The organism is Streptomyces sp. NPDC031340 (assembly GCF_055569945.1).
In genome coordinates this window covers 41302-68169 of record NZ_JBVIIE010000028.1, presented here as the reverse complement: position 1 = coordinate 68169, position 26868 = coordinate 41302, and the positions used below count along the sequence as shown (strand labels likewise).

27 protein-coding genes and 1 pseudogene are annotated in these 26868 nt (G+C 73.1%); 17 read left to right on the top strand and 11 right to left on the bottom strand.

Translation table 11 applies throughout. The annotated features are described in order from the left end of the window. Positions 1-1098 carry an adenosine deaminase gene (locus ACZ5GT_RS22555; RefSeq protein ID WP_469028154.1) on the top strand — a complete coding sequence of 366 codons (1098 nt, stop codon included), beginning with the start codon at positions 1-3 and terminating at the stop codon, positions 1096-1098. Here ACZ5GT_RS22555 and ACZ5GT_RS22550 read toward each other — a convergent pair. Both ACZ5GT_RS22550 and ACZ5GT_RS22545 read right to left on the bottom strand, forming a co-directional pair. Continuing rightward, a complete protein-coding gene (locus ACZ5GT_RS22550; RefSeq protein WP_469028147.1) occupies positions 1062-1577 on the bottom strand; it encodes a mycothiol transferase in 516 nt (171 codons plus the stop codon). The genes ACZ5GT_RS22555 and ACZ5GT_RS22550 overlap by 37 nt on opposite strands. 25 nt (positions 1578-1602) lie before the next feature. Next, positions 1603-2487: a LysR family transcriptional regulator gene (locus ACZ5GT_RS22545; protein ID WP_469028142.1), complete on the bottom strand. Its 885-nt coding sequence runs from the start codon at positions 2485-2487 to the stop codon at positions 1603-1605. Positions 2488-2662: 175 nt separating this feature from the next. Here ACZ5GT_RS22545 and mgrA point away from each other — a divergent pair, with 175 nt between their 5' ends. Continuing rightward, the gene (gene mgrA, locus ACZ5GT_RS22540; protein WP_469028135.1) at positions 2663-3655 is read left to right on the top strand and encodes an L-glyceraldehyde 3-phosphate reductase; all 993 of its coding nucleotides are present in this window, start codon (positions 2663-2665) and stop codon (positions 3653-3655) included. A 186-nt stretch (positions 3656-3841) separates the two neighbouring features. Here the strand turns inward: mgrA and ACZ5GT_RS22535 are convergent, their stop codons facing one another. Further along, positions 3842-4225 (bottom strand): nuclear transport factor 2 family protein, encoded by a 384-nt coding sequence (locus ACZ5GT_RS22535; RefSeq protein WP_469028128.1) that lies wholly within the window; start codon positions 4223-4225, stop codon positions 3842-3844. Positions 4226-4601: 376 nt separating this feature from the next. Here ACZ5GT_RS22535 and ACZ5GT_RS22530 point away from each other — a divergent pair, with 376 nt between their 5' ends. After that, positions 4602-5012 carry a hypothetical protein gene (locus ACZ5GT_RS22530; RefSeq protein ID WP_469028121.1) on the top strand — a complete coding sequence of 137 codons (411 nt, stop codon included), beginning with the start codon at positions 4602-4604 and terminating at the stop codon, positions 5010-5012. Positions 5013-5093: 81 nt separating this feature from the next. Here ACZ5GT_RS22530 and ACZ5GT_RS22525 read toward each other — a convergent pair. Further along, positions 5094-6283 (bottom strand): annotated as a pseudogene (locus ACZ5GT_RS22525) (streptophobe family protein). Positions 6284-6672: 389 nt separating this feature from the next. On the opposite strand from ACZ5GT_RS22525, the gene ACZ5GT_RS22520 reads away from it, so the two are divergent. Continuing rightward, on the top strand, positions 6673-7128 hold the full coding sequence (locus ACZ5GT_RS22520; RefSeq protein WP_469028115.1) for an ATP-binding protein: 456 nt from the start codon (positions 6673-6675) through the stop codon (positions 7126-7128). 46 nt (positions 7129-7174) lie between these two features. On the opposite strand, the gene ACZ5GT_RS22515 is transcribed toward ACZ5GT_RS22520, so the two are convergent. Then, complete coding sequence (locus tag ACZ5GT_RS22515) at positions 7175-8062, bottom strand: RNA polymerase sigma factor SigF (RefSeq protein ID WP_469028110.1); 888 nt, start codon at positions 8060-8062, stop codon at positions 7175-7177. A 300-nt stretch (positions 8063-8362) separates the two neighbouring features. On the opposite strand from ACZ5GT_RS22515, the gene ACZ5GT_RS22510 reads away from it, so the two are divergent. Beyond that, positions 8363-8836, top strand: a complete 474-nt coding sequence (locus ACZ5GT_RS22510) for a helix-turn-helix domain-containing protein (RefSeq protein WP_469028107.1) — start codon at positions 8363-8365, stop codon at positions 8834-8836. Between the two features lie 9 nt (positions 8837-8845). Here ACZ5GT_RS22510 and ACZ5GT_RS22505 read toward each other — a convergent pair whose 3' ends face one another. Beyond that, on the bottom strand, positions 8846-9448 hold the full coding sequence (locus tag ACZ5GT_RS22505) for a ClpP family protease (RefSeq protein ID WP_469028102.1): 603 nt from the start codon (positions 9446-9448) through the stop codon (positions 8846-8848). Positions 9449-9450: 2 nt separating this feature from the next. Next, a complete protein-coding gene (locus ACZ5GT_RS22500; protein WP_469028099.1) occupies positions 9451-10104 on the bottom strand; it encodes an ATP-dependent Clp protease proteolytic subunit in 654 nt (217 codons plus the stop codon). A gap of 209 nt (positions 10105-10313) precedes the next feature. Here ACZ5GT_RS22500 and ACZ5GT_RS22495 point away from each other — a divergent pair, with 209 nt between their 5' ends. Continuing rightward, a complete protein-coding gene (locus ACZ5GT_RS22495) occupies positions 10314-10796 on the top strand; it encodes a VOC family protein (protein WP_469028095.1) in 483 nt (160 codons plus the stop codon). 104 nt (positions 10797-10900) lie between these two features. Here ACZ5GT_RS22495 and ACZ5GT_RS22490 read toward each other — a convergent pair whose 3' ends face one another. Further along, on the bottom strand, positions 10901-11800 hold the full coding sequence (locus ACZ5GT_RS22490; protein WP_469028090.1) for an aminoglycoside phosphotransferase family protein: 900 nt from the start codon (positions 11798-11800) through the stop codon (positions 10901-10903). Positions 11801-11921: 121 nt separating this feature from the next. After that, positions 11922-12929: a zinc-binding alcohol dehydrogenase family protein gene (locus ACZ5GT_RS22485; protein ID WP_469028365.1), complete on the bottom strand. Its 1008-nt coding sequence runs from the start codon at positions 12927-12929 to the stop codon at positions 11922-11924. 166 nt (positions 12930-13095) lie between these two features. Here ACZ5GT_RS22485 and ACZ5GT_RS22480 point away from each other — a divergent pair, with 166 nt between their 5' ends. After that, positions 13096-13893: a VOC family protein gene (locus ACZ5GT_RS22480; RefSeq protein ID WP_469028086.1), complete on the top strand. Its 798-nt coding sequence runs from the start codon at positions 13096-13098 to the stop codon at positions 13891-13893. A gap of 52 nt (positions 13894-13945) precedes the next feature. Beyond that, complete coding sequence (locus tag ACZ5GT_RS22475) at positions 13946-14644, top strand: ribonuclease H family protein (protein ID WP_469028079.1); 699 nt, start codon at positions 13946-13948, stop codon at positions 14642-14644. A gap of 396 nt (positions 14645-15040) precedes the next feature. On the opposite strand, the gene ACZ5GT_RS22470 is transcribed toward ACZ5GT_RS22475, so the two are convergent. Next, on the bottom strand, positions 15041-16414 hold the full coding sequence (locus tag ACZ5GT_RS22470; protein ID WP_469028073.1) for an FAD-binding oxidoreductase: 1374 nt from the start codon (positions 16412-16414) through the stop codon (positions 15041-15043). Positions 16415-16581: 167 nt separating this feature from the next. Between ACZ5GT_RS22470 and ACZ5GT_RS22465 the strand changes: the two genes are divergently transcribed. The 9 genes from ACZ5GT_RS22465 (at position 16582) to ACZ5GT_RS22425 (ending at position 26149) form a co-directional block, all read left to right on the top strand. After that, on the top strand, positions 16582-17601 hold the full coding sequence (locus ACZ5GT_RS22465; RefSeq protein WP_469028069.1) for a beta-ketoacyl-ACP synthase III: 1020 nt from the start codon (positions 16582-16584) through the stop codon (positions 17599-17601). Between the two features lie 277 nt (positions 17602-17878). Continuing rightward, entirely contained in the window at positions 17879-18121 is a 243-nt protein-coding gene (locus tag ACZ5GT_RS22460) for an acyl carrier protein (protein WP_469028062.1), read from the top strand. Continuing rightward, a complete protein-coding gene (locus ACZ5GT_RS22455) occupies positions 18118-19341 on the top strand; it encodes a beta-ketoacyl-[acyl-carrier-protein] synthase family protein (protein WP_469028054.1) in 1224 nt (407 codons plus the stop codon). Before ACZ5GT_RS22460 ends, ACZ5GT_RS22455 begins: the two co-directional genes overlap by 4 nt. Before the next feature lie 61 nt (positions 19342-19402). Continuing rightward, a complete protein-coding gene (locus tag ACZ5GT_RS22450; protein WP_469028047.1) occupies positions 19403-21244 on the top strand; it encodes an acyl-CoA dehydrogenase family protein in 1842 nt (613 codons plus the stop codon). Between the two features lie 5 nt (positions 21245-21249). Next, positions 21250-21672, top strand: coding sequence for an acyl-CoA thioesterase (locus tag ACZ5GT_RS22445; RefSeq protein WP_469028041.1), 423 nt, complete (start codon positions 21250-21252; stop codon positions 21670-21672). Between the two features lies 1 nt (position 21673). Beyond that, entirely contained in the window at positions 21674-22552 is an 879-nt protein-coding gene (locus ACZ5GT_RS22440; protein WP_469028034.1) for a fumarylacetoacetate hydrolase family protein, read from the top strand. A 91-nt stretch (positions 22553-22643) separates the two neighbouring features. Next, entirely contained in the window at positions 22644-24251 is a 1608-nt protein-coding gene (locus ACZ5GT_RS22435) for an acyl-CoA carboxylase subunit beta (protein WP_469028027.1), read from the top strand. 39 nt (positions 24252-24290) lie between these two features. Then, positions 24291-25373 carry a branched-chain amino acid aminotransferase gene (locus ACZ5GT_RS22430; RefSeq protein WP_469028021.1) on the top strand — a complete coding sequence of 361 codons (1083 nt, stop codon included), beginning with the start codon at positions 24291-24293 and terminating at the stop codon, positions 25371-25373. Between the two features lie 56 nt (positions 25374-25429). Further along, the gene (locus ACZ5GT_RS22425; RefSeq protein WP_469028016.1) at positions 25430-26149 is read left to right on the top strand and encodes a beta-ketoacyl-ACP reductase; all 720 of its coding nucleotides are present in this window, start codon (positions 25430-25432) and stop codon (positions 26147-26149) included. A gap of 105 nt (positions 26150-26254) precedes the next feature. Here the strand turns inward: ACZ5GT_RS22425 and ACZ5GT_RS22420 are convergent, their stop codons facing one another. Then, positions 26255-26845 carry a helix-turn-helix domain-containing protein gene (locus ACZ5GT_RS22420; protein ID WP_469028010.1) on the bottom strand — a complete coding sequence of 197 codons (591 nt, stop codon included), beginning with the start codon at positions 26843-26845 and terminating at the stop codon, positions 26255-26257. Positions 26846-26868 lie beyond the last annotated feature (23 nt).

Genomic DNA, 26868 nt, shown 5'->3' with positions numbered 1-26868 from the left:
ATGACCGCGCCGCGCATCGACGCCGACACCCTCCGCCGCCTGCCCAAGGCAGTCCTGCACGACCACCTCGACGGCGGCCTGCGCCCCGCCACCGTGGTCGAGCTCGCGGCCGAGGCCGGCCACCCCCTGCCCACCACCGACCCGGACGAACTCGCCGCCTGGTTCGTCGAGGCGGCCGGCTCCGGCGACCTGGTGCGCTACATAGCCACCTTCGAGCACACCCTCGCCGTGCTGCAGACCCGCGAGGGCCTGCTGCGCGCCGCCGAGGAGTACGTCCTCGACCTCGCCGCCGACGGCGTCGTCTACGGCGAGGTGCGCTACGCCCCGGAGCTGATGGTCAGGCGCGGGCTGACGCTGCCGGAGGTCGTCGGGACCGTCCAGGAGGGGCTCGCGGCCGGCATGGCGAAGGCGGCCGCGGCCGGCACCCCCGTGCTCGTGCGCACGCTGCTGTGCGGGATGCGCATGTTCGACCGCACCCGCGAGACCGCCGACCTCGCGGTCGCCTTCCGGGACGCCGGCGTCGTCGGCTTCGACATCGCCGGCGCCGAGGACGGCTTCCCGCCCGCCGACCACCTCGACGCCTTCGAGCACCTGCGCCGCGAGAACGTTCCCTTCACCATCCACGCCGGCGAGGCGTACGGCCTGCCCAGCGTCCACCAGGCCGTACAGGTGTGCGGTGCCCAGCGCATCGGCCACGGCGTGCGCATCACCGAGGACATCCCCGACCTCGCGGCCGGCAAGCTCGGCCGTCTGGCCGGCTGGGTCCGCGACCGCCGGATCGCCCTGGAGATGTGCCCCACCTCCAACCTCCAGACGGGCGCGGCCACCTCGATCGCCGAGCACCCGATCACCGCCCTGAAGGACCTCGGCTTCCGCGTCACCCTCAACACCGACAACCGGCTGGTCTCCGGCACGACGATGACCCGCGAGATGTCCCTGCTCGTCGAGCAGGCCGGCTGGACGGTGCGGGACCTGCGCACGGTCACGCTGAACGCCCTCAAGAGCGCCTTCATCCCGTTCGACGAGCGCAACGCCCTCATCGAGGACGTCGTCCTGCCGGGCTACGCGTCGGTGCTCCCCAGCAGCCCCCGCGCGTAGGCGGCCTGCCCGACGTGCTGCAGGTCGTCCGACAGTACACTGACCAGCCGCACGCCCAGCGTGACCGGCGGGTCCCATCGCTCGTCCACGATCCGCTCCAGGTCCTTGGCGGCGAGCGATCGCAGGGCTTGCAGGGTCTGCTCGTGCACCGCGTCGTAGTACCCGGTCAGCAGGTCGCCGGAGTCGACCCGCACCTTGGCGACCTTCGCGGGGCTGTGCCCGTAGCCGGTGTCGTGGCGGGGCAGGTCGAGCCCGAAGCGCTTGTGCCAGTCCCGCGCCGACCACACCTGGTCGAGACCGAAGGCGTCGGCGACGTGGTCGTCCTGGACGCGGGTGAGGTGCCACAGCAGCCAGGCGATCGAGTTGGCGTCGCCGGAGGGGCGGGCGTTGAGGGCGTCGGGGCCGAGGCCCTCGACGACGGCGTGGACTTCTTCCTGGATGCGGCCGTACCCGTCGATGAGGATGTCCTTCGCATGCATACCTCCACCATCCCCCAGCCGCCGCCTACGCGCCCCCCGATTCCAGCAGCGCCATCAGCGCGCGGGCCGCGGGGCTGGTGGCCTGCGGGGGCGGCAGCAGGGCGGCGCTCTCGTACACCGGCTCGCCGCCGTCCTTCAGGTCGAGGGCGGTCAGCGACGCCCGCTTGTACCGGAAGTGCCGCGGTACGACGGCGATGCCGAGGTTCTCGTCGACCAGGTCCAGGAGGCTGTGCACGTCGTTGACCTCCAGCGCGACCGTGCGCCGCACGCCCTCCCTGGCGAACGCGGCGTCGGTGGCGCGGCGGGGCCCGAAGTCCGGCTGGAAGTCGACGAAGACCTCGTCGGCGAGGTCGGCCGGGGCGACGGTGGCGCCGGCGACGGAGAGCCGGTGCGAGGCGTGACACAGCACCGTCATCGGCTCGCTCGCCAGCGACACCGACCTGAGCTGATCGCTGTCGGCCTGCGTGCGGTAGGCGAACGCCAGGTCCAGCCGGCCCGCCGCGACCTCCTCCGCCAGCGCGCCCGACCCCGCCTGCCGCAGCCGTATCTCCACGTCCGGGTGGCGTCGGCGGAACGCGGCGAGCAGCCCCGCGACGTGCAGCCCGGCGATGCACTGCTCGGTGCCCAGCGACAGCGTCCCCCGCAGCACGCCCTGCACGGCCGCGACCGCCTCGTGCGCCGCCCGCACCTGCGCCAGGATCCGCTCCGCCTCGCCCAGCAGCGCCCGCCCCGCCTGCGTCAGCGTCACCCGGCGCGTCGTCCGCACGAACAGCGGCGTCTGCAACTCCCGCTCCAGCGCCCGGATCGACGCCGACAGGCCCGACTGGGACACCATCAGCCGTTCGGCGGCCCGGGTGAAGTGCTGGTCCTCGGCGACCGCGACGAAGTGCTGGAGGTGACGCAGTTCCATCGGGCCTTCTCTCGTGTCGATCGTCCGCCCATGGTAGGCGGGGGCCGCGATTGAGAAGCCGTACCGCTGAATCCCATCGGATTTGCCTGTTGGACCGCTGTCCGCGGGTCACGACAGAGTGGGTCCGGTTCCCCGGAACCGGTAAATCCCGTGTGCCAACCTCCATGGAGTCGCGTTGTACACCGCACACCCCGACCGCTACGCGCAGATGCCCTACCGGCGCACCGGACGCAGCGGCCTGAAGCTTCCCGCGCTCTCGCTCGGTCTGTGGCACAACTTCGGTCCCGACCGCCCGGTCGAGACCCAGCGCGCCATCCTGCGCCGCGCCTTCGACCTCGGCGTCACCCACTTCGACCTCGCGAACAACTACGGTCCGCCGCCGGGTGCGGCCGAGTCCGCGCTCGGCGAGGCGCTGAAGGCGGACTTCGCCGGTTACCGGGACGAACTGGTGATCTCCACCAAGGCCGGTTACCTGATGTGGCCCGGCCCGTACGGCGAGTGGGGCTCCCGCAAGTACCTGCTGTCCTCGCTCGACCGGAGCCTGCAGCGGATGGGCCTGGACCACGTCGACATCTTCTACTCGCACCGCCCCGACCCGGACACTCCCCTGGAGGAGACGATGGGCGCCCTGCACTCGGCGGTGCAGCAGGGCAAGGCGCTGTACGTCGGCGTCTCCAACTACTCGGCGGAGCAGACCCGGGAGGCCGCCCGCATCCTCGGCGAGCTGGGCACCCCGCTCCTGATCCACCAGCCGCGCTACTCGATGCTGGACCGGCGGCCCGAGGAGGAGGGCCTGCTGGACGCGCTGGACGAGCTCCAGGTCGGCTCGATCGTCTTCTCCCCGCTGGAGCAGGGCCTGCTCACCTCCCGCTACCTCGACGGCATACCCGAGGACTCGCGGGCGGCGAGCGACAGCCCGTTCCTGAACACGGACGCGGTCACCGGCGAACTGGTCGGCAGGCTCCGCGCCCTCGACGAGATCGCCAAGTCCCGCGGCCAGTCCCTGGCCCAGCTCGCCCTGGCCTGGGTCCTGCGCGGCGGCCGGGTGACCTCCGCCCTCGTCGGCGCGAGCAGCCCCCGGCAGATCGAGGACAACGTCGCGGCCATCGCCGACCTGGACTTCGACGAGGACGAACTGGCCCGCATCGACGCGATCGTCAAGGGCTGAACCCAGGGGGTGCCGTCCCTCGGGGCGGACGCCGGCCGGGCGGGCCGGGCGGGGGCGGGCCGGGCGGCCCGGCCGTTCCCGTTCGGTCTTCCCGGCGTGGCCTGATCCGTCCGCCGCTCCGGTGGGCGTCCGCTCGGGGGGAGCGTGCGCCCCGGGGGCGGCGGACGGCGTTGTCGGCGCGGCCCCTCAGGCCCCGGCGGGCACCCGGTCGAGAAAGCCCAGCACGTCGCGGATGCGGTCGTCGGCGTCCAGGGTGACGACGTCGGATCCGGCGACCGGTGCGGAGCCGTCCGCCTCGCTCACCAGTTCCCAGGAGAAGCGCGCCGTGTCGTGGTGGCCGTCCACCGAGCCCGTCAGCCGGAAGACGAATCCCGGGAACTGCTCGTGGGCCGCCGCGATCACGGCCGTGATCTGCTCGTGGCCGCCGACGTCGGCCAGCGGGTCGGTGTAGGTGCCGTCCGCGGACCAGGCGGCGGCGACCGCCTTCGCCCGCGCCTCCGGCTCACGCGAGTTCCAGGCCTCGAAGTAGCGGGCGACGGCGCTTTCGTAACGGTCGGTGTTCGCGGACATGAGTGATCGGCCTCCATCAGAGGGGTGGTCGCTGCTCGGATTCCCGGATCCCGCCTCGCGGTGACCCGGTACCGCAACCATGCCCGCGGCGGCCGGCACCGTCGATTACCCCTCGGGTAATGGTCCGTACTCCGCGGATGCTCCCCGGCTCCTCGCAGGCCGCTCCCCGGCCGACGGGCCGTCCGCCGGATTTCGGCCAACGGACGCGGTGAATATGCCAGGAGACTGGCTAAAAAGTCGTGGTGACAGTGTTCCGGCAGTGAACATACTCGACTGTGAGGGACTCCACAGAGCGAAGCACTGATCACTTAGCGCACACGAGCCGCACCGAAAGCGAGGCCGGCCGGCAGGCGAACGCCGCGACGGGGGAGCAACCGTGCACGACGAATTCCTGTGCCATGTCACCGCGTACGGCGCATGCGGAGGGCAGCGCATCGGAGTACCCCTCGGAACCTATCGCGCCCCCACCCTCGCCCTCGCCCTGTGGTGGCTGCGCGACCGTGCCAACTGGATCGCCGACCGCCTCGACCCGCTGCCCGAGGCCGAACACTTCCCGCCCGGCTCGCTCGTCCCGGTCGCGGACACGGTGGCCGACGTGCCGACCGTGCTGCGCGCCTGGTGCGGCGACCCCGACCGGCAGGAACTCGTCGCCGACGAGCTGGCCATGGGCAGACTGGTGCGGATCGCTGTCAGCGACGACACCACCGAGTACGAACTGCTCGCGGAGTCCGTCGACGCGCTGCGCATGCAGCGGATCGTGCCGGCGCTGGTCATGCCCGTCGGCTGAAGCTGCCCCGTCCCGCCCCGCCCCGGCGCCCCCGCCCCGGCGGGCCGGGCGCCCACCCGCCGACGCACTCCGTGCCGGGCGTCATCCTTCCCGCCGCGGGTCCGCCGCACCCCGTCGCCGCACGAGCCCGGCCGACAGCGCGCCGAGGAGGCCGGCCGCCGCCCCCCACAACAGGGCCAGGCCGAGCGCCTGCCACAGTTGCGGCTTCAGGAACAGGCCGCCGGACAGGATCCCGCCCAGGTCGCCGATGCCGAGCACGGACAGGCCGTAGTGCGCGGAGATCCGGCCCGTCAGGCAGATCGTCAGCACCGTCAGGGCGAGCGCCACCGCCATGCGCAGGGCGTGCTGCCAGGCCGGTGTCCGAGCCGGCGAGCGGGTGGCCATCACGAAGGCCGCGGCCGTCACCAGTACCGCGTCGACCGCCACCAGCCACCACACCCGGCCGTCGTACTCGGCGAGGGTGCCCAGATCGAGCGTGGAGATGTCCGGGGTGCGCAGCACCTCGTCGAGCACGTGCGGCATGGGCAGCCCGAACGGGCCCTCCACCCGGCCACGCCAGGCCGCGCCAGCCCCAGGGTGAGCGAGAGCCAGGCCAGATTGGGCAGGCCCAGCAGGATCACCGCGAGGGTCTGCCGTGCGTGGCCGCGCGTCGCCGCGACGACCAGGCCGACGACGACGCCGAGGGCGACGCAGGCCAGCAGCAGGGCGACCATGGCGTACGCGGTCGGCCGCACCGACTCCTGGAAGCGCAGCGGCCGGCCCCGCAGCGGCGCCTCCCGCGTGACCAGCAGCGCCGGCACGAGCACACCGGCCAGCCACAGCAACCCGACGGCGAGGGTCCGCGCCACGGCGGTGGTGAAGCCTACCTTCGGCGACACGCCGAGCAGGCCGCCGAGATCGTCGAGGATGTCGCTGCCGAGGGAGAGGACGAAGGTGTGGCGGGCCGCGAGGGCCAGGCCGAGCAGCGCGAGCAGCCACAGCACGGCGATCCGGGCGGCCCAGCCGACCGGCTCCGCGGCCGCGGACACCGCCCGGTGCCGCAGCGGCCGCAGGAACCCGGCGCCGAGGACGAGAGCCCCGGTGAGCGTGACCGACAGGGGCATCACGGTCAGCTCGGCCTCGGTGCCGGCCAGCGCACCGGCGTTCCCCGACAGCTCGATCGTGCCGCCGACGGCCGTGACGACGGTCGCCGCGACCACCCGGGGGAACGCGCCGTCGGGCAGATCGCCCGCCCCGGCCGCCCACAGTCCCAGGGCGGCGACCACGCCCATGGCGGCCACCGCGGCCACCACCGCGACGAGCGCCTGCAGCCAGCCGTGCCGCGCCACGGGCCGGCCGGAGGAGGTACGCGGACTCACCCTGCCACGCTAGGCAGCGCCCCCGCGGCCCGCCCGCCGGGGAGGTCCGTCCGCGTCGGCACGCGCCGCGCCGCCCTCGTCACCCCTCGCTGTCGCCGTGCTCAGAGCCGGGCTCGGCGTCCGTCTCCGCCTTCCGGCTCCACGTGTCGTCTCCGCGTACAGTGCACCGCAGGCGCGGCCGCGCCGGCCGGGTGACCCCTCCCGGAGGGACAGGGGAGGGACAGGGGACTGTGCGGCCCGGGGCGGGGTACGAGCAGTGGTGCAGCAGACGTCCGGCCAGTCCGGCTTCGAGAGAGAAACGCATGATCGACCAAGTGGGCGGGGCAGTGGTTCCGACAGGTTTCGACGTGCCCGTCGAACCGCTTCGGCGGACGGCGCACTACAGCGGTGAACCGGGATGCATCGCCGAGGCGCGGTCCTTCGCCGCGCACTTCGTCGGCCGGCTGAGAACCGAATGGTGCGCCGACATCGGCAGCCGCGCCGAGGACGAGATCCTCCTGGTCGTGAGCGAGCTGGTCACCAACGCCGACCGGCACAGCAACGGGCCGTACATCCTGGAGCTGGAGGGCACGGACGCCACCGTGACCGTGCGCGTCTACGACAGCAGCGCCACCCTGCCGCGCCGTTTCCCCCGTGACCCGCAGCGCGTCGGCCGGCACGGCCTGGAGATCGTGCACGTCGTGGCCGAGCGGGTCACCGTCGAGCGCGTACCGGTGGGCAAGCGGGTGTGTGCCGTCGTACGCCTGCGCGGCGAGTGACCGCGACAGCCGTAGCCGTTTCGGTTTCGCCGCTTCCCAGGCGCGGTCAGGCGCAGCCGAGTTCGCCCAGCATGCCCTCGCGCAGCCGCGCGATGATCCGCTTGATCAGGCGGGACACGTGCATCTGGGAACAGCCCAGCCGCTCGCCGATCTCCGCCTGGGTGGCCTCCTCCACGAACCGCATGTGCAGGATCTGCCGGTCCCGTTCGCCCAGCTCGGCCATGAGCGGAGCGAGCGAGTGGAAGTCCTCGACGAGCCGCAGCCCGTCCTCCTCGACGCCGATGAAGTCGGCCAGGACCGCCTCGCCGCCCTCCGGTCCGTCGCCGGTGAGGGCGGCGTCCAGCGACGCGGAGTTGTATCCGTTGGAGGCGATCTGGGCCTCGACGACCTCGCGCTCGGAGATGTTCATGAGCGTGGCCAGCTCGGCGACGGTCGGGTCCCGGTCCAGCCGGCTGGCGAGCTCCTCGCGGGCCTTGGCCAGCTCCACCCGCAGCTCCTGCAGCCGCCGCGGCACGTGCACGGCCCACGTGGTGTCACGGAAGAACCGCTTGATCTCGCCGACGATGTACGGCAGCGCGAAGGAGGTGAACTCGACCTCGCGCGACAGTTCGAACCGGTCGATCGCCTTGATGAGGCCGATCATCCCGGTCTGGACGATGTCCTCCATGTCGTCGCCGCGTCCGCGGAAACGGCCGGCGGCGAACCGCACCAGCGACATGTTCATCTCGATGAGGGTGTTGCGCGCGTACTGGTACTCGTGCGTGCCCTCCTCGAGTTCCGTGAGGCGCTGGAAGAACTGGCGGGACAACTCACGTGCGTCACGCGGGGCGACGGCCCGAGGATCCGCGATGCCCGGAAGTGCCTCGTCGCCCGTGCCGGTCGCGGCGGTCCTGGTCGCGACCCCTGCCTTCGACCGATTCACGGCGGTTTTCATTCCCTCTCCCACGAAAGTCACGGTCCGACGTCTTGTGCTGTCTGGCTCGGTCCTTCCCGGTTGCGCGTACCCCGTGCATGACGGACCATGCCCGCCGCGTGCCGCGTCGGCGGGAAAGCGGCGCCGCCACCGCCCCTCGGGCATGCCGCCCGGGTACCTCCGCACGAGCCTCTCACAGAGCCCGTGAGGTGCGTGGATCGCCGTCCGGCGCCGGGGGAGGCGCCCACGCGGCCGCGCGCTTCTCGCAGGGCGGAACGCCGGGCCCTTCCCACCGCGGCCGGCGTTCCTGAGGCTGGGGAGGTGAGCAACCAGAGGCCGAACGAAGCCCGTGTCATTCCGCTGCGTGCGACGCGTCTGTCGCGTCCGTCGAGTCCGTCGCGCCCCTCGCGTCCGTCTCCGTCGAGTCCGTCGAGTCCGGCGCTTTCGCCGGCGCCGCGGCCCGCGGAGGCTCCAGACCGGGCCCGGAAGGGGGAGCGGTCCCAGGAGCCGCTCTGGCGCGACCTGGTCGGGGACGTCCTGCGCCGGGAACGGCTCGCGCAGGAGCGCACGCTCAAGGACGTCGCCGACGCCGCCCGTATCTCCATGCCTTACCTCTCGGAGGTCGAGCGGGGCCGCAAGGAGGCCTCCTCGGAGGTCCTCGCGGCCGCCGCCCGCGCCCTCGGCCTGGGCCTGGGCGACCTGCTGTCGCTGGCGCAGGGACAGCTCACCCGGCAGCGGCACAGCGCCCCGAGGACGCCGAGGAGGCCGTACGACGGGCTGTGCCTGGCCGCCTGAGCGGGCCGGTCAGACCGCGACGAGCCGCCGGCTGAGCACCTCGTCGGCCAGGCCGTAGGCCACCGCCTCCCGCGCGGTGAACACCTTGTCGCGGTCCATGTCCGCGCGTAGTGTCGCGACGTCGTGGCGGGTGTGGAGCGACAGCACCTCCTCGACCTGCGCGCGGATGCGGACCATCTCCTTGGCCTGGAGGGCGAGGTCGGACACCGTGCCCTGCCGTCCGCCGCTGGCCGGCTGCCCGAGCAGCACGCGCGAGTGCTCCAGCACGAACCGCCGCCCGGGGTCCCCGCCGGCCAGCAGGACGGCCGCGGTGGAGGCCGCCTGCCCGACGCAGAACGTCGAGATCGGCGCCTGCACGAACGTCATCGTGTCGTAGATCGCCATCAGCGAGGTGAACGATCCGCCGGGGGAGTTGAGGTAGATCGCGATCTCGCTGTCCGGCGCCGCCGACTCCAGGTGGAGCAACTGCGCGATGACGACGTTGGCGACGCCGTCGTCGATCTCGGTGCCGAGGAAGATGATCCGCTCCGACAGCAGCCGGCTGAACACGTCGTAGGACCGCTCGCCCTGCGGGGTGCGCTCGACGACGTTCGGAATCGTGTAGCTCCCCATGGTCACAGCCCCGCCCGTCGCCTCGTCGCGGCCGGGCGGACGTCCGCGAGGGACTCCACCACCCGGTCGACCATGCCGTACTCCCGTGCCTCCTCGGCCGTGAACCAGCGGTCGCGGTCGCCGTCCCGGGAGATGGTCTCCGGGCTCTGGCCCGTGTGCTCGGCGGTGATCCGCTCGATGGTCCGCTTGGTGAAGTCCAGGTTCTCCGCCTGGATCTCGATGTCCGCGGTGGTGCCGCCGATGCCCGCGGACGGCTGGTGCATCATGATCCGCGCGTTCGGCAGCGCGTACCGTTTGCCTGCCGTCCCGACGCTGAGCAGGAACTGCCCCATGCTGGCGGCGAACCCCATCGCGAGCGTGGAGACGTCGTTCGGGATCAGCCGCATCGTGTCGTAGATGGCCAGGCCCGCGTGCACGGACCCGCCGGGGCTGTTGACGTACAGGCTGATGTCGGTGCGCGGGTCCTCCGCCGACAGCAGGAGCAGCTGCGCGCAGACCCGGTTCGCGGACGTCTCGTTGACCTCGGTGCCGAGTAACACGATGCGCTGGGCGAGGAGCCGGGCGGCGAGGTGGTCGTCGAAACGCGTGGGCGGGGTGTCGCCGTCCTCGGCCCGGGGCAACAGTGCCGGACCCGGGCCGGCGGTGAGTGGGGACATGGGCGCTCCTTGTCGAGTCGTGGTGCGGCCGGTGACGCCGCGCCCTCCACTCTCCGCCCGGACAGCCGTCACCTGCGGATTTCTCTGCCCGCGGCAGATTCGCCGCGAGCGAAGCCGGCGGGCGGGCGCACCGATGAGTTTCGCGGCGCCCGACAGTCGACATACACGGTCGACATACATGACCGAGTTACACGCTCCAGGAGGTAGCCATGACCACCGAGGGTTTCGTCACATGTCTCTGGTTCGACGGCCAGGCGGAGGAGGCCGCGCACTACTACGTCTCGATCTTCAAGAACTCCGGCATCGGGCACGTCGGCCGCTACCCAGAAGGGGGAGCCGGCCCGGCCGGCTCGGTGATGGTCGTGGAGTTCACGGCCAACGGCCAGAAATTCGTCGCGCTGAACGGCGGCCCGCAGTTCAAGTTCAACGAGTCCGTCTCCTTCCAGATCTTCTGCGACGGCCAGGAGGAGGTCGACTACTACTGGGACAAGCTCACCGAGGACGGCGGCGAGCCCGGCCCATGCGGCTGGCTGAAGGACCGGTACGGCCTGTCCTGGCAGGTCATCCCGAAAGGGCTGATCGAAATGGTGAGCGACCCGGACCCGGAGAAGGCCGCCCGCACGACGAAGGCGTTCATGTCGATGGGCAAGTTCGACATCGCGGCCCTGGAGAAGGCGTACGCGGGCGAGTGACCGGGGCCGGCCGGCCGGTCACTCGGTCGGCCGACCTTCCGGCAGCCAGGCAGGGCGGTGCGCGGGCGGGGTGCGCGGGCGGTTGTGCGGGCGGGCGCGCGCGGCTACCCGGCGGCCTCGGCGAGGATCTCGCCGATCACGTGCCGGGAGTTCTGGGCGAGCGCCGGGTTCGTGTCCCGGTAGTACGGCAGCTGGATCAGCGAGACGGACAGCGCCCAGCCCCGCCCGCGCGCCCACTCGTCGTCGTCCGCGCCCACGGCCGCGCGGAAGACGTCCCGGGCCGCGGCGGGCAGCAGGTTCCAGGCCACGATCAGATCGACGGCGGGGTCGCCGACCCCGGCCCCGCCGAAGTCCAGCACGGCGCCGAGCAGGCCGTCCGGGCGGACCAGGACGTTGCCGGGCGACAGGTCGCCGTGCGCCCAGACCGGCGGCCCGGTGTGCGCGGGCGCGGACAGGGCCGCCTCCCACAGCGCCGCCACCACCCCGGTGTCCACCGTCCCGGCCAACTGGGACAGGGCCTCACGGGTGGGCCGGTCGCGGGCGGCGAGCGGTACGCCCCGGAACCCGGGCGGCCCGTCGGCGGCGTCGATCCGGCGCAGCTCGCGGACGAACGCCGCCAGGTCCTCGGCGAGGCGCCGCGGTTCCCGCACCGCCCCGGCGACCGGGTTCCGGCCCTCCAGCCACCCGTAGACGCCCCACGGCCAGGGGAACTCCGCTCCGGGCCGCCCCTGCTCCAGGAGGCGGGGCACCGGGACGGAGGAGATCCGCGCGCCCAGCTCGGGAAGCCACCGCAGCTCGCTCTCCAGCCCGGCGACGGCACGCGGATGCCGGGGGAGCCGTACGGCCATCTCCTCCCCGAGCCGGAACATCGCGTTCTCCGTGCCGGACGACTCCAGCCGCGCCACCGGCAGCCCGGCCCACCGCGGAAACCGGCTCCCGACCAGGCGGCGGACCAGCGCGGCGTCGATGTCGACCTCGTCCGCATGCATCCTCACAGCGCACATGAGCAGCCATCCCAGCTCGCCGCGCGCCGGTTGTCGACCGAATTCCTGCGGACCGGACTCCGGTGGACCGGATTCCTGGCGATCGGATTCCTGCGGACCGGGCTTCTGCCGGGGAGGGCGCTCAGGACAGGTCGTTCAGCAGGACCGCCGCCCCGTCGAACCGGCCGGCCTTCAGGTCCCGCAGCGCCTCGTCGGCCTTCGACAGCGGATATGTGTGCGTGGTGGCGCGCACGCCGTGCCGGGCGGCTGCGGCCAGGAACTCGCGGCCGTCCTCGCGGGTGTTGCAGGTGACGCTGCGCACCTGCTTCTCGTAGAACAACTCGGTCTCGTAGTGCAGCGGCGGGATGTCGCTGAGGTGGATGCCGGCGACGGCCAGGGTGCCGCCGCGGTCGAGGGCGCGCAGCGCGACCGGGACCAGGTCGCCCACCGGGGCGAACAGGATCGCGCTGTCCAGTGGCTCGGGCGGCGTCTCGTAGGCGTCCCGCGCGGACGCGGCGCCCAGGCTGAGCGCCAGCTGCCGGGCGGCCTCCCCGCGCGTGAGGACGTGCACGGTGGCGCCCTCGGCGAGCGCCAGCTGCGCGGTCAGGTGGGCGCTGCCCCCGAACCCGTAGAGGCCGAGACGCCCGCCCTGCGGCAGCGCGGCCCGGCGCAGCGCGCGGTAGCCGATGATGCCGGCGCACAGCAGCGGCGCGGCGGCGACGTCGTCGAGGGTGCCGGGCAGGCGGTAGGCGAAGGCGGCCGGCACGGTCGTGTACTCGGCGTAGCCGCCGTCGGCGTCCCAGCCGGTGTACCGCGACGCCGGGCACAGGTTCTCCGCGCCCCGCGCGCAGTACCCGCAGGTCCCGTCCGTCCGCCGCAGCCAGGCCACGCCCACCCGGTCACCGGCGGCGAAGCCCTCCGCCGCGGCCCCGGTCCCGGCCACCACGCCGACGACTTCGTGCCCCGGCGTCACGCCCGCCCGGTGCACCGCCAGGTCACCTTCCGTGACGTGCAGGTCGGTCCGGCACACCCCGCAGGCGCGCACGCGCACCAGCAGTTCGTCGTCCGCGGGGACCGGGACCGGCTTCTCGACCAGCCGCGGGCCCCCCGACTCCACAGGCCCGGGCGTGACCACCGACCACGCGCGCATCGTCCCGTCGTCCGCCATGTCCGCACCTCGTCCCGTCGAAGACCGGCCCCGGCCGTCCCGTACTTTCCAGTCTGGAGCGGGCCCGACCGTTCGGCGCGCGGTCCGGTGCGGGGATGGCTAGCGTGAGTGGACGGACCCATCGCCGATTCGGGAGAGGGCCACGACCATGGCCGTACGACCTGAGGGAACCCCCTGCTGGGCCGACGCGATGTTCGGCGACCTCGAAGGCGCGAAGCGCTTCTACGGCGACGTCCTCGGCTGGACCTTCGGCGAGACGTCGTCGGAGTACGGCAACTACACCCAGGCCTACGCGGACGGCAGGGCGGTGGCCGCCGTCGTCCCGCCGATGCCCGGCCAGGACGGCCAGTCGCAGTGGTGCCTGTACTTCGCGTCGCGGGACGCCGCCGCGACCGCCGCACGCGTCCGCGACAACGGCGGCGAGGTCCTGATGGAGCCGATGCGGGTCGGCGACTTCGGCACCATGTGCCTGGCCCGCGAGCCCGGCGGCGCGGTGTTCGGCGTCTGGCAGCCGGGCGTCCACGAGGGCTTCGAGGCGACGGCCGTGCCGGGCGCCTACGGCTGGGCCGAGGTGTTCACCCGGGCCCCCGAGCGCACGGACGCGTTCTTCACGGCGGTCTTCTCCTACAAGGCCCGGCAGATGGAGGACGACGCGGTCGACTTCCGCCTGTTCAGTCTCGGCGACGACATCGTCCTGGGCCGGATGAGGATGACGGACGACTTCCCGCCCGAGGTGCCGTCCTACATCAACGTCTACTTCGTCGTCCCCGACTGCGACGACGCCGTGGCCAGGGCGGCCAAGCTCGGCGGCGCGCTGCGGTTCGGGCCGGTGGACAGCCCCTACGGCCGGTTCGCGGCGCTCGCCGACCCGCAGGGCGCGCAGTTCTCGGTGATCGACATCGCTCGGACCGAGGGCGAGCCGCCGCAGCTGAGGGACGTCTCCTGAGGTCGTTCCCGGGGCGCCCCGGGGCCGGTCGAGGGCCGGGTGCGGCCGTGGCATGATCGAGGCCATGCGTGAACGTGTGGTGGCCGCGTGCGACGGGGCTTCGAAGGGAAATCCGGGTCCGGCGGGCTGGGCGTGGGTGGTCTCCGACGACGGGGGGATCCCGGTGCGCTGGGAGGCCGGCCCGCTGGGCAGGGCCACCAACAACGTCGCCGAACTCACCGCCCTGGAACGGCTGCTGGCGGCGACGGACCCGGGCGTGGAGCTCGAGGTCCGGATGGACTCGCAGTACGCGATGAAGGCCGTCACCACCTGGCTGCCCGGCTGGAAGCGCAACGGCTGGAAGACGGCCGCCGGAAAGCCGGTCGCCAACCAGGACCTGGTCGTGCGCATCGACGAACTCCTCGACGGCCGCTCGGTCGACTTCCGATACGTGCCCGCCCACCAGGTCGACGGCGATCCGCTCAACGACTTCGCGGACCGGGCCGCGAGCCAGGCGGCGACCGCGCAGGAGGCGGCGGGCAGCGCGCTCGGCTCGCCCGCGCCGCCGCCCTCGTCCGGCGCCGCGCAGCCCAAGGCCCCGCGCCGCCGGCCCGCGGCGGCCAAGCGGAGCGGGGGCGCCCCGTCGCGCACCATCAAGGCCAAGTTCCCCGGCCGCTGCCCGTGCGGCCGCTCCTACGCGGCCGGCGAGGCCATCGCCAAGAACCCCCAGGGCTGGGGCCACCCGGAATGCCGCACGGCGGAGGCCGGCTGAACCCCGCGAGGCCGCTCGCGGCGACCGCCGGCACGATCCGCAGCCGGCGCCGTCGGCCGGCCGCGGCTGCCACCACGGCGGTGCTCGCGGCGATCGTCGGCACGGTCCGCCGTCGGCGCCGGCCGGCCACGACCGCGACCGCGACGGTACTCGCGGTGGCCGTCGGCACGGTGGCGGTCGGCCCGGTTCGTCTTCGGCGCCGTCGGCCGGCCGCGGCTGCCACCACGGCGGTGCTCGCGCACGGTCCGTCGTCGGTGCCGGTGGCCGGCCGCGGCTGGGACCACGGCCGGTACCGCCGCCCGTTCCGGGGGCCCCGTGTGACACGCCGGTGTGACACCGCGCCCGGGCCGCGCGCTGGTCCGTCGGCGGCGTCCGAAGCCGTTCCGGCGGGAGCGCTCAGGCGTCGGTGAAGACCTTCCCCGGGTTGAGGATGCCCGCCGGATCCCACACCTGCTTGATGCCCCGGTGCAACTCCAGCACGGCCGGACCGAGTTCCCTGGTCAGACCGCGCATCTTCAGCAGGCCCACACCGTGCTCGCCGGTCACCGTACCGCCCAATTCGAGGGCCTGGTCGACGACCTCCTCCAGCACCTCCCTGCCCCGGGCCAGCTCACGCTCGTCGCCGCGCGGGACGACCAGCATCGGATGCAGATTGCCGTCCCCGGCGTGCGCGAGTCCGGCGATGCGGACGCCGTGCCGCTCGGCGGTGCCCTCGATGCGGGCCAGCATGTCGGCGACGAGGGTGCGCGGGACACAGATGTCCTCGCTGAGCACCATGCCCAGCCGCTCCAGCGCCGGGTAGACCAGGCGGCGGGCGGCGAACAGGGCATCCGCCTCGGCCGGGTCGCCGGAGCGGGCACTCCAGGCGGCGCCGGCCGCCTCGAAGCAGGCCAGCACCGTGTCGGCCTCCTCGGCGCCGGCCGCTCCGGGCGCGTCGCACCGGGCCAGCAGCAGTACGTTGCCGCCGTCCGCGAGCCCCATGTTCTTCCACTCGTCGACGGCGCGCAGGCAGTAGCGGTCGACGAGTTCCAGGGCGCTGGGCACCACGCCGGAGGCCACCACGCGGGCGACGGCCCGGCCCGCGCCCGGCAGGTCGTCGAAGAACCCCACCACGGCGTGCTCCTGGGCACGCTCGCCGCGCAGCCGCAGGGTGACCTCGGTGACCAGCCCCAGGGTGCCCTCCGAACCCACCAGCAGCCCGGCCAGCTCGAACCCGGCGGAGCTCTTGGTGGTCCGGCGGCCCAGCCGGACCACCTCGCCACGGCCGGTGACCGCCTCCACCCCGAGCACGTAGTCGCGGGTCACCCCGTACTTCACACAGCACACCCCGCCCGCGTTGGTGGCGACGTTCCCGCCGATGGTGGACCACGGTGCGCTGGCCGGATCCGGCGGGTACCACAGGCCCTCGGCGGCGCAGGCCGCCCGCAGGTCGTCGTTCACCACACCGGGCTGCACCACGGCGAGGCGCTCGTCCGGGTCGATACGCAGGATGCGGTCCATCCCGGCGAAGGAGACCACCACGCAGCCGGCGGTCGCGTTGGCGCCGCCGGACAGACCGGTTCCCGCGCCGCGAGCCACCACGGGCACGCCCCGCTCGGCGCAGTACGCCACGACGGCCGCGACCTCGGCCGTGTCGCGGGGCTGTACCACGGCCGCCGGCAGGGCATAGGGCGCGCCGGCGGCCTCGTCGTGCGCGAAGGAGGCGAGCCGTGCCGGGTCGTCGATCACCCGTCCGGCCGGCAGGAGCGCTGCGAGAGCAGTGGGAGTCATGGTCATCTCATGGAGAGTCGCAACCGGCGCGTGAGGGGGTCAATTGGCCCTTGGTACACGCCTCGCCGTGGGTGTACCAAGGGCCAATTGCCCGCCTGTCCGGCCATCGGCAAGCCTGATGCCAGGCCAGGTCAGGCCGTGCAAGCGGCCATGAGGAGGGTGAGTCGATGGCGGCGGTACTCATGGGAATCGGAGGGTTCCTCCCGCCCGGGGCGGTCACGAACGACGACCTCGCACGCACACTGGACACCACCGACGACTGGATCCGCACCAGGACCGGGATCCGGGAGCGCCGGATGGTCGCCGACGGTCTGTCGACGGGTGAACTGGCCGTGGAGGCCGGCGCCCGGGCCCTGGACTCGGCAGGTGTGAGCGCGGTGGACGCCGTCGTCGTGGCGACCACCTCGCCCGAGCGGCTGTGCCCGGCGGTGGCGCCGGAGGTCGCCTCCCGGCTGGGCCTGGGCACGATCGCCGCGTTCGACCTGACCTCGGCGTGCAGCGGGTTCCTGTACGGGCTCGCCACCGCGGGCGGTCTCATCGCGTCCGGCACCGCCGACACCGTCCTGTTCATCGGCGCGGAGGCGTTCACCACCCTCGTCAACCAGACGGACCGGACCACCGCACCGATCTTCGGCGACGGAGCAGGCGCGGTGGTGCTGCGCCGCGGCGAGGCGGACGAGCCCGGCGCGCTCGGACCGTTCGACCTGGGCAGCGACGGGGCGCTCGCCGACCTGCTGGCCATCCCGGCCGGCGGATCGCGGCAGCGTTCCGCCGACGGCGGGCTCGGGCACGGCACCGTGCCGACGGACGACTGGTACCTGCGGATGCAGGGCCGTCCGCTCTACACGCAGGCCGTCGAGCGGATGACCCAGTCGGCGCGGACCGCCCTGGAACGCGCCGCCTGGGCGGTGGCGGACGTCGACTGGTTCGCCGGCCACCAGGCCAACATCCGCATCGTGCGGGCGGTCGCGGAGGAGATGCGGCTGCCCGACGAGCGGGTCGCGGTCAACATCGACCGCGTCGGCAACACGCTGGCCGCGTCGGTGCCGCTGCTGCTGAACGACTACGCCGCCCGCGGCGACCTGCGCGCAGGGCACCGCGTCCTGCTGTCCGCGTTCGGCGCCGGTCTGTCCTGGGGCTCGTCCACGCTGGTCTGGCCCGACATCAAGGCCGAGCCCGTCGACTGACGGGGGTGACGGGCGTCCCACACCGCCCGGCCCCCCCCGCCGGGGCACCGCCCGGCCTCGCCGCCGGTGGAACGCGGCCGTTCCCCGTTGCCGCGCTGTCCCGTCGTGTCCGTCCCTCGTCGTGTCCGTCCCCCGTCGTGTCCGTCTCCCGTCGTGTCCGTCTCTTCGTCGGCTCCGTAGCTCCGCCGTGTCCGTACCTCTGTCGTGTCCGTACCTCCCTCGTCTTCGCCCCTTCCCCCCCGTGTCAGTTCGCCCGTTCCCGTCTCAGGAGGAACCCATGAGCTCCGCATACGAATCCGTCGTCGAGGTCATCGTCGCCCGCTTCGGTCTCGACGCCGAGACGGTGGTGCCCGAGGCCACCTTCGACGACCTCGGACTGGACTCGCTCTCGCAGATAGAGCTGGCCACCGCCCTGAAGAAGCGGCTGGGCGTGGTGATCCCCGACGAGGAGCTGTCCGAGATGTCCGCCGTCGCGGACGTGGTCGCCGCGGTCGAGCAGAAGACCGCCACCGTCCGATGACCGGCTTCGCCGCCGCCATCACCGGGATCGGACTGGTCACGCCCGCCGGCATCGGGACCAAGGAGAACTGGCACCGCGTGACGGAGGGCGCCCCCACGGCCGCCCACCACGCCGATCTGGACGGCCTGCCGGTGACCATGGCGTGCCGAGTGCCCGGTTTCGACCCGGCCGCCCTCGGCCTGCGGGGAGCCTGGCAGTGGGACCGTTACTCCCAGTTCGCCGTCGCCGCCGCGCGGGAGGCCCTGGACCAGGCCGGGCTGCGTCCCGGCGCCTGGGCGGACAGCGCACGGGTGGCCGTCATCCTCGGCTCGGGCGCCGGCGGCACCGCGACCCTGGAGGAGCAGCACCGGGTCCTGATCGAGGAGGGTCCGTCGGAGGTCTCCTCGATGACCCTGCCGATGGGTCTGCTGAACATGGCGGCGGGCCAGGTGGCGATCGACATCGGCGCCAACGGGCCGTGCATGGCGCCCTGCACCGCGTGCGCCGCCGGGGCCAGCGCGATCGGCCTCGGCCGGGAGCTGATCCGGTCGGGACTGGCGGACATCGTCGTGGCCGGCGGCGCCGAGGCGCCGGTGACACCGCTGTACGTGTCCTCGTTCGCCAGGATGCGGGCGCTGTCACGGCGGCTGGACGACCCGCTGACCGCCTCCCGCCCGTTCGACGCGAACCGTGACGGGTTCGTGCTCGGCGAGGGCGCCGGCGTGGTCGTCCTGGAGTCCGAGGAGCACGCGCGGGCCCGCGGCGTGCGGCCGCTGGCCCGGGTGATCGGCTACGGCGCCTCCGCGGACGCGCACCACGTGACCTCCCCGCACCCCGAGGGCCGGGGCGCCGAACTCGCGGTCCGCGCGGCCCTCCGGGACGCCGGTCTCACCGGGCGGGACGTGGAGTACGTCAACGCCCACGGCACCTCCACTCCGCTCAACGACGTCGTCGAGGCCGGAGTGATCCGCCGGGTCGTCGGCGCGCACGCGCAGGTCAGCTCCACCAAGGGAGTCACCGGGCACCCCCTGGGCGCGGCCGGGTCCATCGAGGCCGCGTTCGCGGCGCTCACCGTGCACCACGGCGTGGTCCCGCCGACCGCGAGCACCACCGAGGTCGACCCGAGGATCGAGGTGGACGTCGTGCACGGAACGGCCCGCAGCGGACGCGTGGACGTGGCCCTGAGCAACTCCTTCGGGTTCGGCGGCCAGAACGCCGCGCTGCTGATCGCCTCCGCCTGACCGCGGCCGCCCGCCTCCCGCGCCGGACTCCACGAACCGCCCCGCAGGAAAGGACTCACAGATGACCTCGTCGGCCCGCGCCGACCTGTCCCGGCTCCTGTTCGACGGCAGGTACGAGCAGACCCACCAGGACCTCCACGAACTGCTGCTGGACCCCGTGTTCGACCCCCGCCAGGGGCTGACCATGACCGAGGCCGGGAAGCTCGCCTACGAGCGGTCGAGGGCCGTGCACGCCGGGCTGGAGCGCCCCCGCGAGATCCTCGCGGACCCCTGGCGGCTGTTCGCCCTGGCCGAGTGGCCCTCGCTGGTGGACGTCTCGGTGTTCTCGCTGCTGATGGTGCACTACAACCTCGCCTTCGGCACGGTCGTGGAGCACGGCGCGCGGGACGACCTGAAGGACCTGTTCGACGAACTGGACCGCCTGGACTCGTTCAGCCCGTACATGGCCACCGAACTGGGCTACGGCAACAACGTCGCCGCCCTGCGCACCGAAGCCGTTTACGACGCAGCCACCGAGACGTTCGTGCTCGACACCCCCGACGCGCTCGCCCAGAAGTACATGTCGTACAGCGGGTTCCAGGACATTCCCAAGCTGGCCGTGGTGATGGCCCGGCTGAAGGCGGACGGCACCGACCACGGCGTGTTCCCGTTCCTGGTGCGCATCAGCGACGGGAAGCGGCTGTGCGAAGGGGTGCACGCGGCACCGTGCCCCGAGAAGCCCGTCCAGGGCCTCGACAACGGCCTGACCTGGTTCGACCACGTGCGCGTCCCGCGCCGCAACCTGCTGCACGGCGACATGGGCCGGTTCGACGACAGCGGCGTCTTCCGCCCGGCCCCCGGCAACCGGCGCAAGCGGTTCCTGCGCGCCATGAGCCGCATCCTGCCCGGGCGGCTGTGCGTCTCCAGCGCGGCCACCGGCGCCGGCCGCGCCGCCGTGTACATCGCCCTGCGGTACGCGGCGCAGCGCCTCACGAACGCACCGGGCCGCAACGACCTGCCGGTCATCGAGTACCGCAGCCACCAGCTCGCCCTGTTCACCGCGCTGGCCAAGACGTACGCGATGACCCTGCTGCTCAACCACGCCAAGCGGGAGTTCACGGCGGCGCCGCCGGAAGGGGCGCCCGCCGGGCTGAACCATCTGGTGTCGATCACCAAGGCGCTGTCCACCTGGGAGATGACCGAGGTCATCGCCGTCTGCCGGGAGCGCTGCGGAGCCCAGGGCATCTTCAGCGTCAACCGGATCGCGGACTACGGTTCGCTGCTGCAGGGCCTGGTCACCGCGGAGGGCGACAACCAGGTGCTGCTGGCGACCACCGCCGGGCAGATCATCGCGGAGGACGACGGCGACGAGGAGCCGGCCCCCGCCCCCGACCCGCGGGGCCGCAGCCTCGACGACCCGGGGTTCCTGCTGGCGGCGCTGCGCCACCGGGAGCGGGAACTGCTGCGGGAGGCCCGGGCGGCCATGGCGGACGACTCCCGGGACCGGACGTACTTCGAGGCGTGGAACGACACCGTCAACGGCGGCCTGGAGATGGCCCGGGCCCGCGGAGTGCGGACCGCGCTGGAGTGCCTGACGGCCGCGGTGGACACGGCGCGGGACGAGACTGCGCGCACGGCGCTCGGGCTGCTGGCCGCGCTGTACGGGCTGACCGAGATCCGGCGGGACGCGGGCTGGTTCCTGGCCCGCGGCGCGCTGACGGCCGATCAGGTGGAGCGGCTGCCGCGGGAGGCAGACGCGCTGTGCGCGCGGATCCAGCCGTACGCCGACACGCTGATCGACGGGTTCAACCTGTCCCCGGAACTGCTGCGGGCGCCGATCGCCGCTCCCGACTACGTGGCCGCCTTCCAGCAGCGGACCGGCGCGTTCGGTCCGGCCGCCGCGCGTACGGCCGAAGGAGGCTGAACGCGATGGCGCGGCACAGTTACCTCTGCCCGATCCGCTGGGCCGACATGGACGTCTACGGGATCGTCAACAACGTCGCCTACCTGCGCTACCTGGAGGAGGCCCGGGTCGACTTCATCTTCCGGATGGCGCCGACCGAGGGCGACGCGTTCTTCCGGGACGGCTCGGTGGTGGTGGAGCACCGGATCCGTTACCGGCGGCAACTGGTGCACCGGCACGAGCCCGTCGAGATCGAGATGTGGGTCTCCGACCTGCAGTCGGCGACGGTGGCCGTCGACTACGTGGTGAAGGACGGCGACACCGTGTACGCCACCGCCTCGACCGTGATGGCGCCGTTCGACTACCGGTCGGGCCGGCCCCGCAGGCTGACCGACGAGGAGACCCGCTTCTTCGAGAAGTACGTCGAAGCCCCCCTGAGGGCGGGCTGACATGCGACTGCTGCGGATCGGCCGGCCGGGCGGGGAGCGGCCGTGCGCCGTCGGACCCGGTGGTGTCGTACGCGACGTGTCGGCGTGGGTGCCGGACTGGACGGGTACGGCCCTGGACCCGGAGGCGCTGCGGGAACTGGCGGCGCGGCTGACCCGGGAGGCCGCGGGGCTGCCCGCGGTCGACCCGGCGGCCGAGCGGATCGGGCCGCCCGTCCGTCCGGGCGGGCACCTGCTGTCGATCGGGCTCAACTACCGCGCCCACGCCGCCGAGGCGGGCATGGCGCTGTCCACGGAGCCGGTCGTCTCCAGCAAGGCGCCCTCCACCCTGGTCGGGCCGCACGACGACCTGCTGATACCGCCGGGCGGGGAGAAGACCGACTGGGAGGTCGAACTGGCGGTGGTGATCGGGCGGCGTGCCCAGTACCTGCCGGACCGCGCCGTCGCGCGGGCGCACATCGCGGGGTTCGCCACGGCCAACGACGTGTCCGAGCGCAGTTGGCTGCTGGAGCGCGGCGGGCAGTGGGTGAAGGGCAAGTCGTTCGAGTCGTTCAGTCCGCTCGGCCCCTTCCTGGTCACCCCGGACGAGGCCGGCGACCCGCAGCGGCTGCGGCTGACCTGCCGGGTCAACGGGCGGCTGATGCAGGACGGGTCCACGGCCGACATGGTCTTCGGGGTGGACCACCTGGTCTGGTACCTGAGCCAGTTCATGGTGCTGCACCCCGGTGACGTGGTTCTGACGGGGACGCCCGGCGGGGTCGCGCTCGGCCGCCCGGACCAGCCGTTCCTGCGGGCCGGTGACGTGGTGGAGGCAGAGGTGGCCGGGCTGGGCGCGCACCGGCAGCGCTGCCGCGCGACGGCCCTCGCGGAGAGCCGGCGGTGAGCGGCGGGGCCCGTCCGCAGACGTCGTCACGGCCGTCCTGCCCGGCGGCCGTGACGGCCGTCGCACCGGCCCGGGAAGGAGAGCGAGAGCGATGACCGTCCAGGAGGAACGCACCGGCCAGGTTCCGTACCTGCCCGCCGACACCCGGGCGTCGGCGGCGGAACTGCGCGCGGAACTGCGCGCGAACAAGGAGTCGGCCCGCCTCGGGCCGGGCGACCGCGCGACCCGGGCGCAGCACGCCAAGGGCAAGCTCACCGCGCGCGAGCGCATCGAACTGCTCCTGGACGAGGGATCGTTCGCCGAGGTGGAGCAATTGCGCCGGCACCGGGCGGTGGGCTTCGGGATCGAGGAGCGCCGGCCGTACACGGACGGCGTGATCACCGGCTGGGGCACGGTCGAGGGCCGTACCGTGTTCGTCTACGCGCACGACTTCCGCGTCTTCGGCGGGGCGCTCGGCGAGGCGCACGCCGAGAAGATCCACAAGATCATGGACATGGCCGTCTCGGCCGGTGCGCCGCTGGTGTCGCTCAACGACGGAGCCGGCGCCCGCATCCAGGAGGGCGTCTCGGCCCTCGCCGGCTACGGCGGGATCTTCCGCCGGCATGTGCGGGCCTCCGGGGTGATCCCGCAGATCTCGGTGATTCTCGGCCCGTGCGCGGGCGGTGCGGCATACTCTCCCGCGCTGACCGACTTCGTGTTCATGGTGCGCGGCATCTCGCAGATGTTCGTCACCGGCCCGGACGTGGTGAAGGCGGTCACCGGAGAGGATGTCACCCAGGAGCGGCTCGGCGGGGCCGACGCACACGCGAAGCAGTCGGGAGTGGCGCACTTCGTGTACGAGGACGAGCGGACCTGCCTGAGCGAGGTGCGGTACCTGCTGTCCCTGCTGCCGTCCAACAACCAGCAGAACCCGCCCGCCGCGCCCTGCACGGACCCGGCCGACCGGTGCGGCGAGGCGCTGCTCGGGCTGGTCCCGGCCGAGGGCAGGCTGCCGTACGACATGCGGCGGGTGATCGAGGAGATCGTCGACCACGCCGACTTCCTGGAGGTCCACGAGTGGTGGGCGCCCAACGTCCTGTGCGGGCTGGCCCGGCTCGGCGGCGAGGTGGTCGGCATCGTGGCCAACCAGCCGATCGCCCTCGCCGGGGTGCTCGACATCAGGGCCAGCGAGAAGGCCGCCCGCTTCGTGCGGATGTGCGACGCGTTCAACATCCCCCTGCTGTCGCTGGTGGACGTGCCGGGATTCCTGCCGGGAGTGGACCAGGAACACGGCGGGGTGATCCGGCACGGAGCGAAACTGCTGTACGCCTACTGCGAGGCCACCGTGCCGCGCGTCCAGCTCATCCTGCGCAAGGCGTACGGCGGGGCGTACATCGTGATGGACTCCCGCTCGATCGGCACCGATCTGTCCTACGCCTGGCCGACCAACGAGATCGCGGTGATGGGCGCGGAAGGCGCCTCGAACGTCATCTTCCGCAAGCAGATCGCGGAGGCCGCCGACCCGGAGGCCGAACGGGCCCGCAAGGTCAAGGAGTACCGGTCGGAGCTGATGCACCCGTACTACGCGGCCGAACGCGGCCTCGTCGACGACGTGATCGATCCCGCGGAGACCCGGGCGGTGCTGATCCGCGCCTTCCGGGCGCTGCGGACCAAGCACGCGGAGCAGCCCTCGCGCAAGCACGCCAACAACCCCCTGTGACCCGCAAGCCCACCCAGCCCTCTGTTCCGGAGCGTATCCATGACCCTTGCGTTCACCACCGAACCGGCCGCCGGGCTGCCCGCCGCGCAGCGGGCAGCGCTGCTGGAGGCACCCGCCTTCGGCGAGGTGTTCACCGACCACATGATCAGCATCGACTGGGACCGGGAGCGTGGCTGGCACGACGCCCGGCTGCACCCGTACGGGCCGCTGACGCTGGATCCGTCGGCCCAGGTCTTCCACTACGGCCAGGAGGTGTTCGAGGGCATGAAGGCCTACCGGCGCCCCGACGGCACGGTGGTGACCTTCCGTCCGTACGCCAACGCGGCCCGCTTCAACCGCTCCTGCGCGCGGATGGCGATGCCGCAACTGCCCGAGGAGACGTTCGTGGAGGCGCTGGAGCTGCTGGTGGGCGCCGACCGCGACTGGGTCCCGGACCGGCCCGGGCACAGCCTCTACCTGCGTCCGTTCATGATCGCCACGCAGCACACGATCGGTTTCTACGGGCCGTCCGCCGCCTTCCGGTTCATGGTGATCGCGTCGCCCGCGGCGTCCTACTTCCGGGCCGACGCCAAACCGCTGACGGTGTGGCTGTCGCGGGACTACACCCGGGCGGCTCCAGGCGGCACCGGCGAGGCCAAGTGCGGCGGCAACTACGCGGGCACGCTGGTGGCCCAGGAGCAGGCCCGGGAGAAGGGCTGCGACCAGGTGGTGTGGCTGGACGCCGTGGAACGCCGCTGGGTGGACGAGATGGGCACCAGCAACCTGTTCTTCGTGCACGGCACGCGGCTGGTCACGCCGGAGCTGTCGGGGACGCTGCTGGCGGGCGTCACCCGGGACTCGGTGCTGGCGCTGGCGGCGGAACTCGGCTTCCGGGCCGAGGAGGGGCGGATCAGCGTGGAGCAGTGGCGTGCCGACGCGGAGTCGGGGGCGCTGACCGAGGTGTTCTCCTGCGGCACCTCATCGATGATCACACCCGTGGGGTTCGTCAGGAGCGCGGACGGCGACTGGACGATCGGGGGCGGGGAGACCGGCCCGGTCACCGCCCGGCTGCGCGAGGAGCTGACGGGGATCCAGGCCGGCACGAGGCCGGACCCGTTCAACTGGGTCCACAAGATCGCCTGACGGACGGGCCGTCGTCCGGTCCCTGGCCGCTGCACAGTGAGGGGTGTGTGGGAATCATGAGTCGTTCGGTCCTCGTGACGGGAGGCAACCGGGGGATCGGCCTGGCCGTCGCCCGTGCCTTCGCGCAGGCGGGTGACAGGGTCGCGCTGACCCACCGGTCGGGCGAGCCGCCCCGGACGGCGACCCGCCTCGGCTGCCTGGCCGTCACCTGCGACGTCACCGACGCCGGGCAGGTGGAGCGGGCGTACAAGGAGGTGGAGGCGGCGCACGGCCCGGTGGAGGTGCTGGTGGCGAACGCCGGCATCACCCGCGACCGGCTGGTGCTGCGGATGGCGGAGAAGGACTTCACGGACGTGCTGGACACGAACCTGACGGGGGTCTTCCGGGTGGTCAAGCGGGCCGCAGAGGAGATGATTGACGCTCGCTGGGGGCGGATCGTGGTGATCTCCTCGACGATCGGCCTGCTCGGCGCGGCCGGACAGGCCAACTACGCCGCATCCAAGGCGGGTTTGATCGGCTTCGCCCGGTCGGTGGCCCGCGAACTCGGTCCGCGGGGGATCACCTGCAACGTGGTGGCGCCGGGATTCGTCGAGACGGACATGACCGCCGCGCTCGACGGCCGGCAGCGCTCGGCCATGCTGGGCAAGGTGCCTCTGAGGCGCGGCGCACAGGCGGACGAGGTGGCGGCGGCGGTGCGGTTCCTCGCGTCCGAGGACGCCGCCTACGTCACCGGAGCCGTCCTGCCGGTGGACGGCGGACTGGGCATGGGGCACTGAGGCGGCGCCGGAGCCGTGCGCACCGCAGGCGTGCGGGCCCGGCGCGGAGTGGGGCGGCCCTGCCGGCCGGGCGACGGGCGCGACGCGGGCACGCGGGCCCGGCGCTCAGCGGTGTTCCGAGACGAGTACGGCGCGGGTGGCGGGCTCCAGCGCCTGGAAGACGTGGGGAACGTCGGCCGGATAGCAGATGTAGTCGCCCGGGTGCAGTTCCACCGGATCCTCGGCGGTCCCCACCAGGGCCCGGCCCGCGCTGATCACCACGTGCTCCACCACGCCGGGCAGGTGCGGGGCGGAGGAGCGCTGCGGGCCGGGCTCGGCGTCGATGCTGTAGACGTCGCGCCGGGCCCCGGGCGGGCAGGAGGCGAGGAGGGTGGCCCGGTAGTGGCTCTCGGCGGCTCCGACGGCCGGCCCCTCCCCGGCCCGGATCACCTGTACCTGCGCACGGGGCACGGCCAGCAGCCGGGAGAAGGGGATCTCCAGCACCACGCACAGTGCCCACAGCGTCTCCAGGCTGGGGTTTCCGGTGCCGGACTCGAGCTGGGACAGGGTGGACTTGGCGATTCCGGCCCGGCGGGCCACCTCCGTCAGCGAGAGCCGCGTCCGGGAGCGTTCCGCGCGCAGCGACGCTGCGATCACGTCGAGCGGGGGCTTGAGCGCGGGATCGGCGTCGGGCATCACGTTCGCTCCAATGGCCATTCGTTCGCCTTGACGAACGTCTT